This is a genomic window from Cryobacterium algoricola, from assembly GCF_004402485.1.
Lineage (GTDB): Bacteria > Actinomycetota > Actinomycetes > Actinomycetales > Microbacteriaceae > Cryobacterium > Cryobacterium algoricola.
This window is the reverse complement of record NZ_SOFG01000004.1, coordinates 837,186-854,949: the sequence shown is the minus strand read 5'-3', so window position 1 is coordinate 854,949 and position 17,764 is coordinate 837,186. Positions and strand designations below refer to the sequence as shown.

Sequence of the window (17,764 nt, the reverse complement as noted above, 5' to 3'; positions counted from 1 at the left end):
GGCGGAGTAGCGTGAAATCGGTGGCGGGTCCACTGCCCCAGAAGCCGGAGTCGCCATGTCCTCGCTCTCGAACTACGGGCAGGTGATCGCGGCCACGACTGTGGCGCTCCAGTCGATGCTTGCCGGGTCACCCTTCGGGCTGAACGTGACGGCGCGCAGCCTCGACGTCGCACGCACCGGGGTCACCGGGTCGTCGATCAACCTGTTTCTCTACAGCGACAGCCTGATCAGCTATCGCGAAGCGAGCGCACAGCACGGGCCCAGCCGGGTCATCGCGGAGTTGCGCTACCTCGTGAGCGCCTTCGCGGCCGACATCGAGGACACCGACGCGGCAAGCCACCGCGACTTCGGCACCGCCCAGGCAGCGATCGAACGGCACCCGGTACTCACGGTTCCCGTGACGGCGAGCGAGAAACTCCAGGTCTGGCTCACCCCCTCTCCGCTCACGACCGAGGTGCTCACCTCGCTCTGGCAGGCATCGACGGCTCCCTTGAGGGTCTCGTTCGCGGTGATGGCGTCATTCACCCTCGACACGACGGAGCGGGTCACGAAGCTCGGAACGATCCGGGACGTCGTGAAGCTCGCGGGCGCCGGGGCGATCGCCGTGTTCAGCGGCACGGATGCCGGTGCGAAGGCCGCGGCGGCGGCATCCGCTGCGAGCGAGCTCGGCAAGGCCCTCGTCACCGTCGGGCTCGAGAGTGTCGTCGCGTCGTCCCCCGAGGAGACGGATGCGACGCTCGACCGGCTGTTCGAGCGGGTGAAAGAAGAGGGCGCCGTACTCCTGGTCGACGATGCCGACGCCGTCTTCGGCGTGCGCCCCGAGGAACTCGACCCCGACGACCCATACGCCGCGATCGACGTGGGAGCCGTGCTCGACCGGCTCGGGAACGCGCCGAGCGTCGTGATCATCGCGCTCACGGGCGTCTCCGGCGACGAGCTCGCAGATCGCGCCCGGGTCGAGGTGCGGTTCCCCGCCAGCTGACGCCCCGCATACGCTGGAAGAATGCCCTCGTTCCGGATCACCATGACCATCGGCAGCCTGCAACCCGGGGTCGCTCCCGACTCGGTCCTGCCGGCTGCAGCGGCCGCGGCGGCCGAGCTCACGACCGTCGAGGCGTCCGACCTCGCCGTCGTGGCGGGTTCGGCGCGCGCGACCGTGCGCTTCACCGCGGACGATGCGGCCTCAGCGGTCCGGATCGGTGCGCACACCCTCGAGGGCACCCGTGCCCGTGCCGGAGTGATCACCTGGCAGGTCACCGAGCGCGTCCACGGCCGCTGGCTGCCCGTCCACTGATCCCGTTCGTCAGATCAGGGCGCGGAGCGCGTCCTCCACGCTGACTCCGAGGCGGGTGGCCCGCTCGCTCAGGCGGGCGTGCTGTTCGGCAGAGAGCACGAGGGAGACCTCGTGCACGGCGGCGGCGGGGGCGGCGTCGTGGTCGTCGTCGAACGAGAATAACTCCGGATGCGCCGCACGGGCGGGCGGAGCGGCAACGGCCCGGCGCACGGCCGGCTTCTGCTCTCGCGAGGCAGCACCGGCCGCAGGAGCGGCTACGGGAGCCACCGGGGCCACCGGAGCCACCGGGGCCGCCGGAGACGCGGGGACCGCCGGGGTACCCGCGCGCACGAACCCTGGCCCCTTGGGAATCGTCCCCCCGCGCTGGTAGGCCTCGGAGACGGCCCGGGCCCGGGCATCCGCCGCCTCATTGAGCGGGTGGTTCGCGTGCCCCTTGACCCACTCGAACCGGTACCGACGGCCGGCGAGGGCCGCGTCGATTTCCTGGAGCAGCTCGAGGTTCAGCACCGGCTTGCCGTCGGCCTTCCGCCAGCCCTTGGCCTTCCAGCCGCGCATCCACTTGGTCACGGAGTTGATCACGTACTGGCTGTCGCACAGCACGAGCAGGTCCTCGTCGAGGTGCGCGGTCGCGCGGAACAGCTCGAGCACGGCCTTGAGCTCGCCCTGGTTATTCGTGGCGTGCTTCCAGCCACCGGCGTCCCAGCAGGAATCGTCGACGTACCAGGCCCAGCCGGCCGGTCCCGGGTTGCCGAGGGCCGAGCCGTCGGCGGCAGCGGTGATGGTCATGGTGGCCTCTCCTCGGGGAACGGTCTCGCGCCCCGGTGTTCTTCCCTATTTTCGCATCGACCGGGCGGAGCTATCCGACGACGCAGTGCCCGGGTTCGACGGAGTCGGTGAGCGATGCCGCCTCGGCGGCGACGGGGGTGACCGACTCCATCGCGAGGGCGTAGCCGATGTTGGCGGTCACGGTCGACTTCGCGAAGACGACGCCGACGACCTTGCCGTCCTGGTTGAGCAGCGGTCCGCCGGACTCGCCGTGCTGGATGTCCGCCGCGAGCGTGTAGATCGACCGCGACGTCGGATTGTCGCCGTAGATGTCGCCGACGACGGCCGGCGCGACCGCGACGACCTCCGCGGGTCCCGTTTCGAACGGTCCACCGTACGGGTACCCGTCGCTCACGGCGAGGCTTCCCGTTGCGAGGTCGGAACCGAGGCCGAGGGGTGCTGCACCGAGCCCGGAGACGGCGATGACGGCGAGGTCGGCCGCCGGGTCGAAGTAGACGACGGTTCCCGCGCGGGCCGTGCCGTCCGCCGATTCGACGACGGGCTCGGAGACGCCCGCGACGACGTGCGCATTGGTCAGCACCCGGTCCGGCGCGATCACGAAGCCGCTGCCGGATTGGTTCTGCCCGCAGGCATATGCCGTGCCGACGATCTTGAGCACGGAATCCTGGGCGGCGAGCAGTTCCGCGCTCGTGCCCGTGACGAGGGGAACCGTGGGGGCAGGCCCGTTGAAGGCCTCGATGACCCGGGGGATGCCCTCGGTGACGACCATCGCGCGCAGCTGGGCAAGGAACGTCTTGACCGGATCGGGCGTGAGCGAGTCGATCGACCGCACGACCGTCGACGAGGCGATCGCGGGAGACAGCACCGGCACCCCGAGCGACCCGATGCTGAACGCGAGCATCGACACGATGCTCGCCGCGACGACGACGGCGATACCGGCGCCGAACACCCGGTCGACGACGAGCAGCCGTTTGCGGGCCGCCCGGGGGCGGAGCACCCTGCCCAGGGTCCCGCCGATCGAGAGGCCGCCGAGAAGGAGGGCGGCGGCGGTGGCGAGGGTGGCGGCCGTGCGCCACTCCGCTGCGGGCACCCAGGCTCCGACGAGCGGCACGAGGAAGTATGCGGCGATCCCGCCGGCGACGAGGCCGGCGATGCCGCTCAGGCTTCCGATCAGGCCGCTGCGGTAGCCGGAGACGAAATAGCCCAGCAGGAGCAGGACGAGGAGGACGTCCACGATGGTCGAAATGGGCATAGCTCCAAGAGTACGTCGGGAGTTATGCACAGGTTGCGTTCCGGTGCGAGTTATGCACCGATCCCCAGCGAGCACACCGGGGAAGGAAGCGCCCGGGAAGAGTGTCCGCATGACACCGACCATCGTGAAGACCAGGGAAGCCCACGACTTCCTCGCCCTCGTGCCGCAGCTCGCCGGGTTCCAGCCCGAACGCAGCGTGGTGCTCGTCGCCTTCCGCGGAAACCGCACCTGCGGCGCCCTGCGCTTCAACCTGCCGGAGCCCGACCTCGCACGCACGGTCCTCCGTCGTCTCGCGACGTCGATCGTCGGCACGCTGTGCAAGATCGAGGGGGTGGATGCCGTCGTGCCCGTCCTCTACACCGACGAACGGTTCGCGGATGTCCCTGGCATCCCCGGTGAGCGCTTCGCCGAGATCCTGGGCCGTCGGGCCGAACTGTCCGGCTTCCTGGTCCGGGACTCCCTGTGCGTCGCCGCGGACGGCTGGGGTTCCTACCTCGATCCCGCCTGCCCTGCGAGCGGGCGGCCGTTGTCGGCGATCGCGGAGTCCCCGGTGAACCGCGACCTGCCGCCGGAGGCCCACCGTGAGCTCGCGACCCTCGTGAGCAGCGCAGACCTGCCGAAGGTCGACGCGGACCTCCGAGAGCGCTGCGCCCGGCGGCTGGTCCGCTACGAGAGCCTCGGGTCGCATGTCCCGGACGCACCGGACCTGCCGGAACTCGTGGCCATGGTCGGAGATATCCTCGACCCGGTTGCCACCGCCGAGGCCGCGCTCGAGCTCGACCCTGCCGAACTCGGGGCCGGGGAGGCCGCGACCCTGCTGTTCCTGCTGAAAAGCCCGGCCCGGCGCGACCAGGTCATGCTGCAGATCGCGTTCGGGGTGGAGATCGGGCGGGCGACGCACGCAATCAACCAGCGGTATGCCGAGATCCAGCGGGAGACCGGACGCAGCATGGACGACATCGTCGCCGAGGAGCAGGCCGGGTTCGGCGACACGCGCGACCTCGCCCAGACCGGAAACCTCCTGCTCGGATCCGTCTCCCGGCGCCCGGACCCGGAGCGGGTCGAACGCGGCATCACGCTCCTGAAGATGCTCGTCGCCGTCGCCCCGAAACGGGTGCGCCCCGCACCGCTGTGCATGCTCGCCTGGTTGTCGTGGGCGCTCGGGCGCAGTTCGGTCGCCGGGATCTTCATCGATCAGGCGTTGGCGATCGACCCGGAGTACGGCATGGCCAGGCTGCTGCTCACCGTCGTCTCCGCCGGGCACCTGCCCGAGTGGGCGTTCGCCGTACCGGACTCCGATGCCGGCTGAGAGCATGGACGGTCATCCGTGCAACGGCTGGGCGCGACGCCAGGCGACTTCGTCGCCGACTACGACCAGAAGCACTACGGCGTTTGCCGCCCAGGCGAGCCCCAGGGCCGGGACAATCGGAGAGGCCGCGGTGAGGAGCCCGAAGGCGAGGATGCCGAGGAAATGACCCGGCAGCCACCGTCCACCGGCCGCGCGGCGGAACAGTGCATTTCCCAGCACGTATACCGCCGATGACCCGCAGACGAGTCCGGCCGTCCAGAGGCTGCCCGCCTCGAGCGGGTCAGCCAGCACGAGGCCGTCGGCGACCGCGGCCAGTACGACGCCGAGCACCATCAGCGCCGGGACGTACGTGTATGCGGTCCGGGCGATCGGCCCAGGGTCGGCGGCATTGACGATGTAATCGCTGCCTCCGCGTTCGCTGTGGCTGAAGTAGAGCAGCCACAACAGTACCGTTCCGAGGAACGACGACAGGAAAGCCAGGAGGTGCGTCCCGTCGAGCGGTCCTTCGCTGAAGCTCGTTCCCGAGACGATGATCGACTCGCCGAGGACGATGATGAGGAAGAGGCTGACCCGCTCCGCCATATGGCCGCCGGCCACGTTCCAGGTCGTGATGTCCGAGCGCCCGAGACCGGGCACCCAGTACAGAAGGTACGGAGCCCCGTAGTCGACGAGCAATGCCAGCAACCAGATCCAGGGACGTGCTGCGTCCGGCACGAGGGCGCCCCCGATCCAGAACGTTGCCGCGAACGCGTTCCAGAGTGAGATGCGCAGGAAGTTGAGCCCCAGTTCCGGACGCTGCCGGGAGAGCGCCAACAACGTGAACACGCTGCGACCGACCTGCATCGCCGCGAGAGCGCCGGCGAACAGGAGGTCCTTGTCGCCGAACGCATCGGGAATGGCGCTCGCCATGAGCAGACCGAGCAGCATCATGACGATGAGCATTGCCCGCACCGCGCCGCGCTCGGGGTTGAGCCAGGTGAAGGCCCACGTCGTGTAGATCCATACCCACCAGACGACGGCCGTGAGCACGAGGGTATGGAGGAACTCTTCAGGACCCGGATGCGACAGCAAGAGGTGCGAGATCTGAGTGACGGCGAAGACGAAGACGAGGTCGAAGAACAGCTCGATATACGTGACGCGGTGTTCGGCCCCGTCCGTGTCCGGACGGAGGAGGTTGCGGGAAAAACCGAGGCTCGCCATGCCGGTCAGGGTAGCGCGCACGCCGGACCGATTCGACGGAAACCTGGACCGAAAACCAACCCGGGTACGCGGGACAAGCGCCTTCTGCCAGGTATTCCGTCGAATCGGGCGGGGCTACAGGTACTTCGGGGCCTCCGCGAGCACGCCGTAGAGGATGTCGCCGATCTCGCGGAACTCGGACGGGCCGATGGTCAGCGGGGGAGCGAGCTGCACGACGGGGTCGCCGCGGTCGTCGGCGCGGCAGTACAGCCCGGCGGAGTAGAGCGCCTTGGACAGGTAGCCGCGCAGCAGGCGCTCGGACTCCTCATCGCTGAACGTCTCCTTCGTGCCCTTGTCCTTGACGAGTTCGATCCCGAAGAAGTAGCCCTCGCCGCGCACGTCGCCCACGATCGGGAGTGAGTGCAGCTTCTCGAGCTCTGCCCGGAAGAGCGGCGAGTTCGTGCGCACGTTCTCGTTGAGCCCCTCCTCCTCGAAGATGTCGAGGTTCGCGAGCGCGACCGCGGAGGAGACCGGGTGCCCGCCGAAGGTGTAGCCGTGATAGAAGGTCGTGTCGCCGTGCTTGAACGGCTCGTAGATGCGATCGGAGACGATCGTCGCCCCGATCGGCGAGTAGCCGCTCGTCATGCCCTTCGCGCAGGTGATCATGTCCGGTTCGATCCCGAAGGTCGTCGAGGCGAACATGTTGCCGATCCGGCCGAATGCGGTGATGACCTCATCGGCGACGAGGAGCACGTCGTACTTGTCGCAGATCTCGCGCACGCGCTTGAAGTAGCCGGGCGGCGGCGGGAAGCAGCCGCCGGAGTTCTGCACGGGTTCGAGGAAGACCGCCGCGACCGTCTCCGGGCCTTCGAACTGGATCATCTCTTCGATCCGGTTCGCCGCCCAGAGGCCGAACTTCTCGATGTCGTCGCCGAAGCCGGAGCCCATCTCGTCGGCCCGGTAGAAGTTCGTGTTGGGCACCCGGAGGCCGCCGGGGGTGACCGGTTCGAACATTTCCTTCATCGCGGGGATGCCCGTGATCGCGAGGGCTCCCTGCGGGGTGCCGTGATAGGCGACGTTGCGGGAGATGACCTTGTGCTTGGTCGGACGGCCCTGCAGCTTCCAGTAGTACTTGGCGAGCTTGAACGCGGTTTCGACGGCCTCGCCGCCGCCGGTCGAGTAGAAGACGCGGTTGAGGTCTCCGGGAGCGTACGAGGCGAGCCGGTCGGCCAGCTCGATCGCGCTCGGGTGCGCGTAGGACCAGATCGGGAAGAACGCGAGTTCCTCGGCCTGCTTGGCCGCCGCCTGGGCGAGGCGCTTCCGGCCGTGGCCGACCTGGACCGTGAAGAGGCCGCTCAGGCCGTCGATGTACTTCTTCCCGTTCGAGTCCCAGATGTGGTGCCCGAGGCCCTTCGTGATGATCGGCACGCCCGCGCCGGATTCGACGACGGACTGGCGGGAGAAGTGCATCCAGAGGTGGTCCTTGGCCTTCTGCTGCATGGCCGCGTTCTCGGCGTCCGTGTAGACGGTGGGCCCGGCGTCCTCCGGCGTCACGGCCGCATCGGCGGCGGTTGCGTCAGCGCTGACGACCGCGGGTGCCGCAGGGACGGATTCGAGCAAGGGTTCTGAGAGTGTCATTTTTTACCGTGTTCCCCAGTTGTAGAACTGTTTGTGGAGTTTGAGATAGACGAATGTTTCAGTGGACCTGACCCCGTCGAGGTTGCGGATCTGGGAGTTGAGCAGTTCGAGCAGTTCGTCGTCGTCCTCGCAGACGACCTCGGCGAGGATGTCGAAGGAGCCCGCGGTCAGGACGACGTAGTCGACGGCCGGCATGGCCGCGAGCAGGTCGGCGAGCACCCGGGTGTCTCCGGTCGCACGGATGCCGATCATGGCTTGCCGGAAGAAACCGAGCTGCATCGGGTCGGTGACGGCCACGACCTGCATGACCCCGGCATCCGTGAGCTTCTGCACGCGCTGGCGCACGGCGGCCTCGCTCAGCCCGACGGCCTTGCCGATCTCCGCGTAGGAGCGGCGCCCGTCGACCTGCAGCTGCTCGATGATCTTTTTCGAGACGTCATCGAGGGGCACCGACTTGCCCGGTGCGGTACGTCCATTTGCGACCATCCAGCGATTATGTCAGCGAGATTATGCCCCGGCAAGTGATTCCGCAGTTTTTCACGACAAATGCTGCGGATTCCATATCTCCGCGGGATTTTCCGGTGCGGTGCGCCACCGCGGGCCGCACGGTGGACGGCGCACTCGGGCTACGGTGAAGACCGTACGAGGACGGAGGGAGTCCGATGGGCCCGGAGTGGATGTTCGTGACCGGCTGTTCCTTCGTTGCCGCGGTACCCGCCGACGCGCCGGACGCCCTCGTCAGGGAACTCTCGAACCGCGCCGGCGACCTCTTCCCCTCGGCCGAGGCGCTCGTCGGACTGCTGCCGCTCGGCGGCGCGGACGCACTCGCGTCCTTCGCCCTCGTGATCCGCGCAGCCGCGGACGAGACTACCGTGACCGTCGTCGTGCGCGGACCGATCGCCGTGGACGTGTTCTCGGTCGGCGGCTCGCGGCGCTTCACCGATCAGGGCATCCGCCCCTGGAATCTCGCCGATTTTTCGGCCGTGACCGGAGTCGTGATCGGTTCCCCCGACGCGGCCGTGCTCGCCGCGGTGCCTGCCCCTCGCGACACGGAAAGCGGACCGGGCACGGTCGTCGGACGGACGGCGCACTGGTCGCCCGCCGGCCGGCCCGCCGCGACGGACGACACCGTGATCCGCCCGTCGGATGACACCGCGATCCGCGTGCCGGCCGACACCGTGATCCGACCCCTGGATGACACCGTGCTCACAACCGGTCGCCGGATCGGGGTACCCGGCGACGACGGCTACGACGGAGACGACGGGGCCGGCGGGTGGGAAGCGGTGGCCGGCGCGGACGCCGAGGCGACAGTCGAAGTCGTCCGACCTCCATCCGCCCGGTTCCGGCTGCCCGACGGTCGTGAGTTCTCCCTCGACCGTCCGCACCGGCTGGGCCGGCGCCCTGTGCCGCCGCGGATCCCCGCCGAACCGCTCATCACCCTCGTGGCCGTCGACTCTCCCGGCTCGCTCGTGTCCGCGACCCACGTCGACATCCGGCAGGTGGGGGACGTCATCGTCGTCACCGATACCGGCTCCCGGAACGGCACAGTCGTGGTGTCAGCGGACGGCCGTCGGGAACGGCTCCGCCCCGGCGATTCCCGAACTGTGCCCCCGGGTACGAGAATAGACATCGGGGACGATAACATCATCGAGATCATCCCGGCGAGCGACACCGAGTCGGCTCCGTATTTCCCAGCACATCGTGGAAGGCACCACCCGTGACCCAGATTGGTCAAGGCTCAGGCGGATTCGAGGTCGCTTTCCCCTCGGTGAAGAAGACGGTCTCCCTCGCGTGGGCCGCACTCACCGACACCGGGCATCGCCGCGAGGTCAATGAAGACAGCCTGATCTCCGTGCCGCCCATCTTCGCCGTCGCAGACGGCATGGGCGGTCACTCCGCCGGCGACGTCGCGAGCGCTGCCGTCGTGAACCGGCTCGCCGAGCTTGCCGGACGGGACTCGCCGCAGAACGCGGCCATCAACACCGCCCTCGGCCTCGCGGTCACGGACATGGCGTCCGGCGTCGGCGTGACCGACCTCGGCACCGGGACCACCGTGACGGGAGCCTTGCTCGCGGTCGTGTCCGGCGCGCCGCACTGGGTCGTCTTCAACATCGGCGACTCCCGGGTGTACCTGCTCACCTCCGGTGTGCTCGAACAGATCACCATCGACCATTCCGTCGTCCAGGAACTCGTGGACGCCGGGCGGATCACCCGCGACGAAGCGGATGTCCATCCGCACGGCAATATCATCACCCGCGCCGTCGGGTTCCACGAGGCGCCGATCCCCGACTACCGAGTGCTGCCGGTGCACCCGGGAATGCGGCTCCTGATCTGCTCGGACGGGCTGACCAAGGAACTCACCGCCTACGGCATCCGGCATTTCCTGATCTCCAATCCGGATCCGGAGGACGCCGCGAAGGCGCTCGTCGAGGCCGCGCTCGAGAACGGCGGCCGCGACAACGTCACGGTGATCGTCCTCGACGTCCTCGATATCGAAGACAGCGAAGGCACCGAAGGCACCGCGGGCGCAGACGAGTCGTCCGCCGCGCAGGACGCTGACACCGGCCCCCTCGACATCGTCCATCTCGACACGCACTGAGTCCGAAACGCACTGAGTCCGACACCCCCTGAGTTGGGGTAGCGGCATCCCGGATACGTGCGGGGCAACTGCCTAAACTTGAGTGACGCCAGTCGTGATACCCGTTCGATGCGCGTTCACGGACCAGTTGAATGACCATTGGCGAGAACCAGACGGGGAGGCCGCGATGCAGCGACGATTGCCGTCGACGCCCCCGAACCTGCCGGGATTCTCCTATCTGCGCGTACTCGGCTCCGGTGGTTTCGCGGATGTCTTCCTCTACCAACAGGACCTTCCGCGCCGCCAGGTCGCGGTCAAGGTGCTCCTCGCGGAGGTCGTCAACGACCAGGTCCGGCAGTCGTTCCAGGCCGAGGCCAACCTGATGGCGTCGCTCAGCTCGCACCCGTCGATCCTCACCGTCTTCCAGGCCGGAGTCTCGGCCGACGGCCGCCCGTACCTCGTGATGGAACAGTGCTCTCCTGCGCTCAGCCAGCGCTACCGCACGGAGCCCCTCGGCGTCCCTGAGGTGCTCCAGGTCGGCATCACCATCGCGAATGCCGTCCAGGCCGCGCACCAGGCCGGCATGCTGCACCGAGACCTCAAGCCCTCGAACATCCTCGTCACCCGTTACGGGCATGCCGTGCTCGGCGACTTCGGCATCGCGGCCACGGTGAGCGACGCCCGCACCGTCGAAGCGATCGGGCTGTCCATTCCCTGGTCGGCTCCCGAAGTCCTCGTCGACGAGGTCTCCGGCTCCGTCGCCTCCGAAGTCTGGTCCCTCGGCGCCACACTGTATTCCTTCCTCACCGGTCGCTCGCCGTTCGAGATCCCCGGTTCCGAGAACAGTTCGGCCCAGCTCATCTCCCGCATCAACAAGGCCAGGGTCCCTGCGATCGGCCGGCCGGATGTCCCGGGCAGGCTCGAGCTCATCCTCCAGCGCTCGATGTCCCGGCGTCCGGAATCGCGTCAGGGCAGCGTGCTCGAACTCATCCGGGAGCTGCAGTCCGTGGAGGCCGAACTGGGTCTCCTCCCCACCCGGCTCGAGGTCGCCGACGAGGACTGGGCCGGAGAGTCCGGCGTCGACGACGAGGACCGCACCCGCATCTCGGCGGTGAATTCGATCAATGCGTACCGGGAGCCTCGCCGCCGCCGCGCGCAGCCGGCAGCACGCGGGCGCCGCTCGACTGCCGGTGCGCTCGCCGACACCTCCGGCCCGCGCGGCACGGCCGGCTCCGACGGCTCGGCCGGCTCGTTGGGCACCGGGGGCCCGTCCCGAGACTCGGGCCGCGGCACAGCCAGGGGTTCGGTGCCGGGGAGCTGGCGGCGTTCGGCACTGGTCTGGGCGCTCGTGGCGGCATCCGTCATCATCGTCGTTCTCGCCGTCGTGACGGCGTCGGCGCTCTCGCACCAGGCGACGCCAGGCCTGCCGACGGTGAGCAATGTCACGGGTGAGGTGCGCGACGGCATGGTCGTGTTCGGCTGGGCGGACCCGGGCATCGCCCAGGGGGACAGCTACGTCGTCACCCTCCGCACCGGTGAGAGCAGCATCCAGAAGGGCACCGAGTTCAGCGTCGACCCGCACGGACAGGCCAGGGTCTGCGCCAGCGTCGCCGTCAACCGGGACGGGCGCACCGGGAGCGCGAGCGGCGAGAAGTGCGTCGACACCGGTGGGTCCGTGACCGGAAGCGCGCGCGGCGGCGTGTCCGGCGTCTGGGACGTTTCGTGATCCGTCGCTGGGCCTCCCGCCAGCTCGCCGTCCACCGCTCGGCCTGGGCGACGGGCCTCGGCGGGACGCTCGTCCTGGCCCTCGTCGTGACGACGGCCGTCGTGTCCGGCGGGTACACCGCCCAGCGTCTCGACCTCGGCGATGCCGCGGTCTGGGTCACCAACGAGACCCGCCAGGCCATCGGCCGGGCGAACACGGCGGTGATGGAGCTCAACACGGTCGTGACGAGCGAGAGCTCCAACCTCGACGTGCTCCAGGGCGGGGCGACAGTGCTCGTGCTCGACACCGGCAACAGCTCCCTCGACATCCTCGACCCGGCCACGGCGACGATCGTGCGGAGCGTCGCACTGCCGCCCCTGGCGCCCACGGTGTTCCTCGCGGGAACCCGAACCCTGATCGCCTCGAACGGCGAGGTCTGGGAGACGCCGACGAGCCAGCTCGCGAGCTTCGACGCGACGACGTCGCCGACGCTCTCCCTCGGCGCCGGCTCGGTCGTGAGCGTCGACGACACCGGGACCCTGTTCTCCTTCACACCGGCGACGGGCACCCTCGCCCGGGCGTCGTCCGGAAGCGGAACGGTCACCGCGAGCCAGACCATCAACGCCGGATCGCCCGGCGACGACTACCAGCTGACGAGCGTGCACGGTAGCTGGGCGCTGCTCAACGCGACATCCCGGCACCTGTTCCTCGATGGCAGGGACGTCGACCTGTCCGGGGTGATCTTCGACGGCGCCACCCCCGCCATCCAGCGGCCGAGTCTCACCGGCACCCGGGTGCTGGTCGCCCACGAGCGCGGGCTCGTCGCAGTCCCGCTCTCCGGCGGCGCCCCGACCGCACTCGTCAGCGGCAGGACCGGCACCGCGGCGGCCCCGGACACCTCCGGATCGTGCGCCTATGCGGCGTGGTCCGACGGCACGGCCTGGCGCGACTGCGGCGAGGCGGGGTCCGGTGGCTCCGGCGGAACGCGGTCAGGCACGACGACCCTCACCGGGATCGACGGCAACGCCCGGCTCTCCTTCCGGCGCAACGGCACCGGACTCGTCCTGAACGACGCGCACAACGGCTCGACCTGGGCGGTGCAGCGCGACAACCAGCTGATCGACAACTGGGCCGACCTCATCGACTCCGCCCCGGACACCCAGCGCATCGAGACTAACGGCGACGACACCCCTCCGGTCTACGACAAGGTGCAGGCGCCTCCCGTCGCCGTCGACGACTCCTTCGGAGCGCGGCCCGGCCGGATCGTGACCCTCCCGGTGCTGCTCAACGACTCCGATCCCAACGGGGACGTGCTCGTGATCGAGTCGGTCACGCCGATCGACGCGGCCACCGGCCGGCTCGACCTCGTCGGCAACAACCAGCAGGTGCAGCTCACCCTCACGGAGGCCGCGACCGGTCAACTCCGGTTCGGCTACACGATCAACGACGGCCGCGGCGGAAGCGCATCCGCAACCGTCACCGTCACCGTCAAAACCCCGGCGGAGAACTCCGCTCCCGAACAAGTGCGAACCACCCACGCGACCGTTCGGGCGGGCGGGCGGGTGACGAGCCAGGTGCTCGGCGACTGGGTCGACCCCGACGGCGACCCGGTCTACCTCGCCGCGGCATCCGCCGCCGGCCCCGACCTGCTGAGCTTCACACCCGCCGGCGCCGTCGTCTTCACGGATGCCGGCACGAACGCCGACGACAAACGGGTCGGCCTGAGCGTCTCAGACGGCCGCCTGCTCGGCACCGGCTCGCTCACCGTCTCGGTGCGCGCGAGCGGCGCGGTGCCGATCGTCGCTGACTCCTTCGTCGTGCTCGCGACCGCGGGGGCCGAAGTCTCGGTGTCCCCGCTCGACCATGCCCGTGGCGGGTCGGCGCCGCTCCGGCTGTCGAGCGTCCCTGCCCGGCCGGACGCCACGATCACCCCCGACTTCGCCTCCGGGTCGTTCCGGTTCCTGAGCGGCACTCCGGGGGTCCACGAGATCGAGTACTCCGTCACCGACGGGCAGCTCACCGCGACGGGCAGGGTGCGGGTCGATGTCGCGCCCGCCGCCGACGCCAACAGCACCCCCGTCACCGTGCCGCACACGGCATTCATCCGCGGCCAGCAGGCCACCCTCGTCGACGTCCTCGCGACGGACTTCGACCCGGCGAACGGGGTGCTGCTGATCACCGGGACGATGAATGTGCCCGCGTCGAGTGGCATGCGGATCGAGATCCTCGACCAGCGGATCCTCCGGGTCACCCTGACCCGCCCGCTTCCGGAGGGCGGGCTCAGCTTCGGATACCGGATCAGCAACGGACTCGCCGACGCGGACGGCACCGTGTCCGTCGTCGAAATACCCGCGCTCGGGCAGAAACAGGCCCCGATCGCCGCCCCGGACACGGCGACCGTCCGGGTCGGCGACGCCATCGACATCCCGGTCCTCGCGAACGACGAACAGCCGGACGGCGATTCGCTGACCCTGGACCCCGTCCTCGCCTCCGGCCTGCCCGCCGGCGCCGGCCTGCTCTTCGTCGCGGGCACCGTGCTGCGGTACCTCGCGCCGGCCACCCCGGGCACATACACCGCGGTCTACCGGGTGAACGCCCCCGACGGCCAGTACTCGAACGCCGAGGTGCGCATCTCGGTGCGCGAAGCCGATCCGAGCACCAACAACCCGCCCGTCCCGAAGACGGTGACCGCGCGAGTGCTTTCCGGCGGCACCGTCGAAGTGTCGATCCCGCTGGCCGGGATCGACCCGGACGGCGACTCCGTCCAGCTCGTCGGCCAGGAGACCAACCCGGAGAAGGGCTCCGTCACCGCTGACGGAACCGACACGTTCCGGTACCAGGCTGGGGAGTACTCGGCGGGAACGGACACCTTCAGCTACGCCGTCGTCGACGCCCTCGGCGCCCGGGCGATCGGCACCGTGCGGATCGGGATCAGCCCGCGCCTCGACGGCGCCCGCAACCCGGTCGCGGCCCCGGACGAGGTCGTCGTGCGCCCGGGAAGCACGGTCGCGGTGCACGTGCTGGCGAACGACTCAGACCCCGACGGGGGCCGGCTCACGATCAGCGCCGTCGAACCGAGCGGAACGGACCCGGCAGCAGCCCAGGGCACCGCCGCGATCGACGGCGACACCATCGCGGTCACGGCTCCCGCGACACCGGGCCGATTCGGCTTCATCTACGAGATCAGCAACGAGCGCGGCGGCACCAGCTCGACCTTCCTCACCGTCGTCGCGCGCGCGGACGCCCCGCGCGCCCGGCCAGAGGCCAGGGACACCCACCTGACCCTCTCCGACGTGCTCGCGGGCGGCACCGTCGACGTCGACGTGCTCGCCAACGTGAGTTTCGCCGACGGGCCGGCCCGTGGCCTTGCGCTGAGCGTCCCCGACTCCTGGGCCGACTCGGCGAGGGTGACAGACGCCAAGCGGGTCCGGGTGACCGTGCACGCCACGAGCCAGATCATCCCGTTCCAGGTCGCGAACCCCGACGACGCGGGCATCACCGCCCTCGCCTTCATCTGGGTCCCCGGGTACACCGACGCCCTGCCGCAACTGCGGAAGGGCGCTCCCGCGCTCACCGTCGCAAGCGGCGCCACCCTCACCATCCCGATCAACGACTACGTCGTCGCCGTCGGCGGCAAGAAGGTGCGCCTCACCGACCGGAGCCTCGTGCACGCCACCCGGTCCAACGGTGCGGAGCTCGCCAGCTCGGACACGAGCATCGCCTTCACGAGCGCGGACCAGTACTACGGGCCGGCCTCGGTGTCCTTCGTCGTCACCGACGGCACCGGCGCAGGGGATCCGGCCGGCCACACCGCCACGATCGTCCTGCCGATCACGGTCACACCGCAGGCGAACCAGCCGCCGGCCTTCGACGGCGCCGTGCTCGACTTCGAACCCGACCAGACGAAGGTCATCGACCTGAGCAAACTGACCTCGTACCCGTACCCGAACGACCAGGCCTCCCTGGTCTACTCGGTGCTCGACCCGAAGCCGGTCGGATTCGACTACTCCCTCGACGGCAGGCAACTCACCCTGCACGCCAGGACCACGACGCTGCCGACCTCGGGCGCGCAGGGCGGCCACGGTTCCATCACGATCGGCGTCTCGGCCGGTGGCACGCCGGGCAGGACCGGCCGCATCGACATGAGCGTCGTCGCGTCCACCCGCCCGCTCGCCATCCCGGCGGCGGATGTCGCAATCGCCCCCCGCGGACAGACGACCGTCGTCGACGTGCTCGCCAACGACGGCGCGGCCAACCCGTTCCCGCAGGTCCCGCTGCGGGTCGTCGCCGTGCGCGGTCTCGGCGGCGCCGGGGTCCCGGCAGGGGTCAGGATCACCCCGAGCGCCGACAACAGCACGCTCAGCGTTCAGGTCGCCGCGAACGCCGCCGCAACGGACACGAACCTCGAGTATGAGGTCGCGGACGCGACGAACGACCCGGACCGCTACGCGTGGGGCACCGTGAGGATCTCCGTCCAGGACCGGCCGGACCCGGTCACGAGCCTGTCGGTGACCGGATTCGCGGACGCCCGCCTGTCGGTCGCCTTCAACCCCGGCGCAGCCAACAACTCCGCCGTCACCGGCTACGAGATCACCCTCGTGACTGCCGCGACGGGCGCGCCGGTGAGCACCACCACCTGCCAGGCGACCGCGTGCACGGTCCCGACCGGCGGCAACGGCCGGTCCAACGCGGTCCGGGTCTCGGTCGCGGCGCGCAACGGCCTCGGCCTCGGCACGGCTACCGCGCTCGCAGACACCGTCTGGTCCGATGTCGTCCCGACGGCACCCGGGAGTCTTGCGGCCGCGCCGCTCGACGGCGGCCTGACGATCAGCTGGGCGCCCGTCTCCGCCGGCGCGGGGTCGCCGGTCGCGGACTACCTGGTCACCGTCAACGGCACCGCCCAGCCCGCCGTTTCCGCGACGGGGCCGGGCTGCGGGGCGACCCGGTGCTCACTCACGGTGAGCGGTCTCGCCAACGGCGCGGACGTTCCGGTGACCGTGAGCGCCCGGAACGAGTCATATCCCGCCCTGTCGGCGTGGACAGCCGCCTCGACGCGGGGCACGCCCTTCGGAGCGCCGGCGGCCGGCGCAGTCTCCGCTTCGGCCGGTGCCGCCGGCACCGTCCACGTCGCGTGGGATGCCTTCTCCGGTTCCGGTGACCCTGTCGCCGGGTACTACGTGCAGCGCCTCACGAACGGCACGGTGCCGACCGGCAACCAGGCGTGCACGGTCACGTCCCCTGCCCCCGGAACCGTCGTCGTACCGCACACCGGTGCGAACGTCGCCGAGCTGAAGACCCTCGGCTCGGACGCAACGGGCGTCGACTTCACGGGGCTCACGGCGGACACCGCCTCGTACTACTTCGTGGTCTGGGCATACAACCGGGCCGGCTGCACGAACAGCCAGGTCACCAGCGTGCAGGTGCAGGCGACTCCCGGCGCGGTCACCGACCCGGGAGCCTCGATGGGCATGCACGACACGGCATACGACCTCCAGATCACCCCGGTGAGCCCGGGTGCCGGGGTCACGGGATACGAAGTCCGGTCCGTGGACGCGGCAACGGGCACCCCCGGCGCGAGCGCGAGCTTCACCGCGACCGCACTCCCGCGCCAGCTGCTGAGTCCGACGGTATTCGGCGCACAGTTCAGCTACCAGGTGCGCGCGTGCAACACCACGGCCACCTGGGGCACCTGCGGAGCCTGGTCTGCGACGCTGACGGCGCCGGCGGCACCCGTCAGCCTCGCCGTGACCGGCCTGACCTACGACCCCCTGGCCGGCGCGTTCGCCTGGACGAACGGCCCGGACAACGGCGGCTACACCACGGGCTACAGCTGTTCGGTGCCGACGGACGCCGGTGCCGCACCCGTGGCCGGCGGCCCCACGAGCTGCACCCTCGCCGCTCCGGCCGCTGCAGGCACGGCCCGCCTCAGCGTCACCGTCGACCTCGGGCTCGGTGCGGGCAACCCGCTGTACAACTACGACCGATGAGATCGATGAGACTGTCGAGACTGATCCGATGAAAAC

The 17,764-nt window shown here is 70.0% G+C and carries 12 protein-coding genes; 7 read left to right on the top strand and 5 right to left on the bottom strand.

Features of this window, described 5'->3' with window-relative positions:
- Positions 1 to 55: 55 nt before the first annotated feature.
- Both E3O44_RS04385 and E3O44_RS04380 read left to right on the top strand, forming a co-directional pair.
- Positions 56 to 982, top strand: coding sequence for a Pvc16 family protein (locus E3O44_RS04385; protein ID WP_134532803.1), 927 nt, complete (start codon positions 56 to 58; stop codon positions 980 to 982).
- A gap of 21 nt (positions 983 to 1,003) precedes the next feature.
- Positions 1,004 to 1,294: a hypothetical protein gene (locus E3O44_RS04380; RefSeq protein WP_134532801.1), complete on the top strand. Its 291-nt coding sequence runs from the start codon at positions 1,004 to 1,006 to the stop codon at positions 1,292 to 1,294.
- Between the two features lie 9 nt (positions 1,295 to 1,303).
- Here the strand turns inward: E3O44_RS04380 and E3O44_RS04375 are convergent, their stop codons facing one another.
- Both E3O44_RS04375 and E3O44_RS04370 read right to left on the bottom strand, forming a co-directional pair.
- Complete coding sequence (locus E3O44_RS04375) at positions 1,304 to 2,080, bottom strand: RNase H family protein (protein WP_134532799.1); 777 nt, start codon at positions 2,078 to 2,080, stop codon at positions 1,304 to 1,306.
- A 70-nt stretch (positions 2,081 to 2,150) separates the two neighbouring features.
- Positions 2,151 to 3,332, bottom strand: a complete 1,182-nt coding sequence (locus E3O44_RS04370; RefSeq protein ID WP_134532797.1) for a MarP family serine protease — start codon at positions 3,330 to 3,332, stop codon at positions 2,151 to 2,153.
- A gap of 109 nt (positions 3,333 to 3,441) precedes the next feature.
- Between E3O44_RS04370 and E3O44_RS04365 the strand changes: the two genes are divergently transcribed.
- The gene (locus E3O44_RS04365) at positions 3,442 to 4,641 is read left to right on the top strand and encodes a DUF4192 domain-containing protein (RefSeq protein ID WP_166792530.1); all 1,200 of its coding nucleotides are present in this window, start codon (positions 3,442 to 3,444) and stop codon (positions 4,639 to 4,641) included.
- 12 nt (positions 4,642 to 4,653) lie between these two features.
- Here E3O44_RS04365 and E3O44_RS04360 read toward each other — a convergent pair whose 3' ends face one another.
- From E3O44_RS04360 to E3O44_RS04350, 3 genes are all read right to left on the bottom strand, one after another.
- The gene (locus tag E3O44_RS04360) at positions 4,654 to 5,862 is read right to left on the bottom strand and encodes a low temperature requirement protein A (protein WP_134532793.1); all 1,209 of its coding nucleotides are present in this window, start codon (positions 5,860 to 5,862) and stop codon (positions 4,654 to 4,656) included.
- A 93-nt stretch (positions 5,863 to 5,955) separates the two neighbouring features.
- Positions 5,956 to 7,458, bottom strand: coding sequence for an aspartate aminotransferase family protein (locus E3O44_RS04355; RefSeq protein ID WP_255454323.1), 1,503 nt, complete (start codon positions 7,456 to 7,458; stop codon positions 5,956 to 5,958).
- 3 nt (positions 7,459 to 7,461) lie between these two features.
- Complete coding sequence (locus tag E3O44_RS04350; protein ID WP_134532791.1) at positions 7,462 to 7,944, bottom strand: Lrp/AsnC family transcriptional regulator; 483 nt, start codon at positions 7,942 to 7,944, stop codon at positions 7,462 to 7,464.
- 176 nt (positions 7,945 to 8,120) lie between these two features.
- On the opposite strand from E3O44_RS04350, the gene E3O44_RS04345 reads away from it, so the two are divergent.
- From E3O44_RS04345 to E3O44_RS04330, 4 genes are all read left to right on the top strand, one after another.
- Positions 8,121 to 9,179: an FHA domain-containing protein gene (locus tag E3O44_RS04345; RefSeq protein ID WP_134532789.1), complete on the top strand. Its 1,059-nt coding sequence runs from the start codon at positions 8,121 to 8,123 to the stop codon at positions 9,177 to 9,179.
- Positions 9,176 to 10,057: a PP2C family protein-serine/threonine phosphatase gene (locus E3O44_RS04340; RefSeq protein ID WP_134532787.1), complete on the top strand. Its 882-nt coding sequence runs from the start codon at positions 9,176 to 9,178 to the stop codon at positions 10,055 to 10,057. The genes E3O44_RS04345 and E3O44_RS04340 overlap by 4 nt, the downstream gene beginning before the upstream one ends.
- A 166-nt stretch (positions 10,058 to 10,223) precedes the next feature.
- Entirely contained in the window at positions 10,224 to 11,762 is a 1,539-nt protein-coding gene (locus E3O44_RS04335) for a serine/threonine-protein kinase (RefSeq protein ID WP_134532785.1), read from the top strand.
- On the top strand, positions 11,759 to 17,728 hold the full coding sequence (locus E3O44_RS04330; RefSeq protein WP_134532783.1) for an Ig-like domain-containing protein: 5,970 nt from the start codon (positions 11,759 to 11,761) through the stop codon (positions 17,726 to 17,728). The genes E3O44_RS04335 and E3O44_RS04330 overlap by 4 nt, the downstream gene beginning before the upstream one ends.
- Positions 17,729 to 17,764 lie beyond the last annotated feature (36 nt).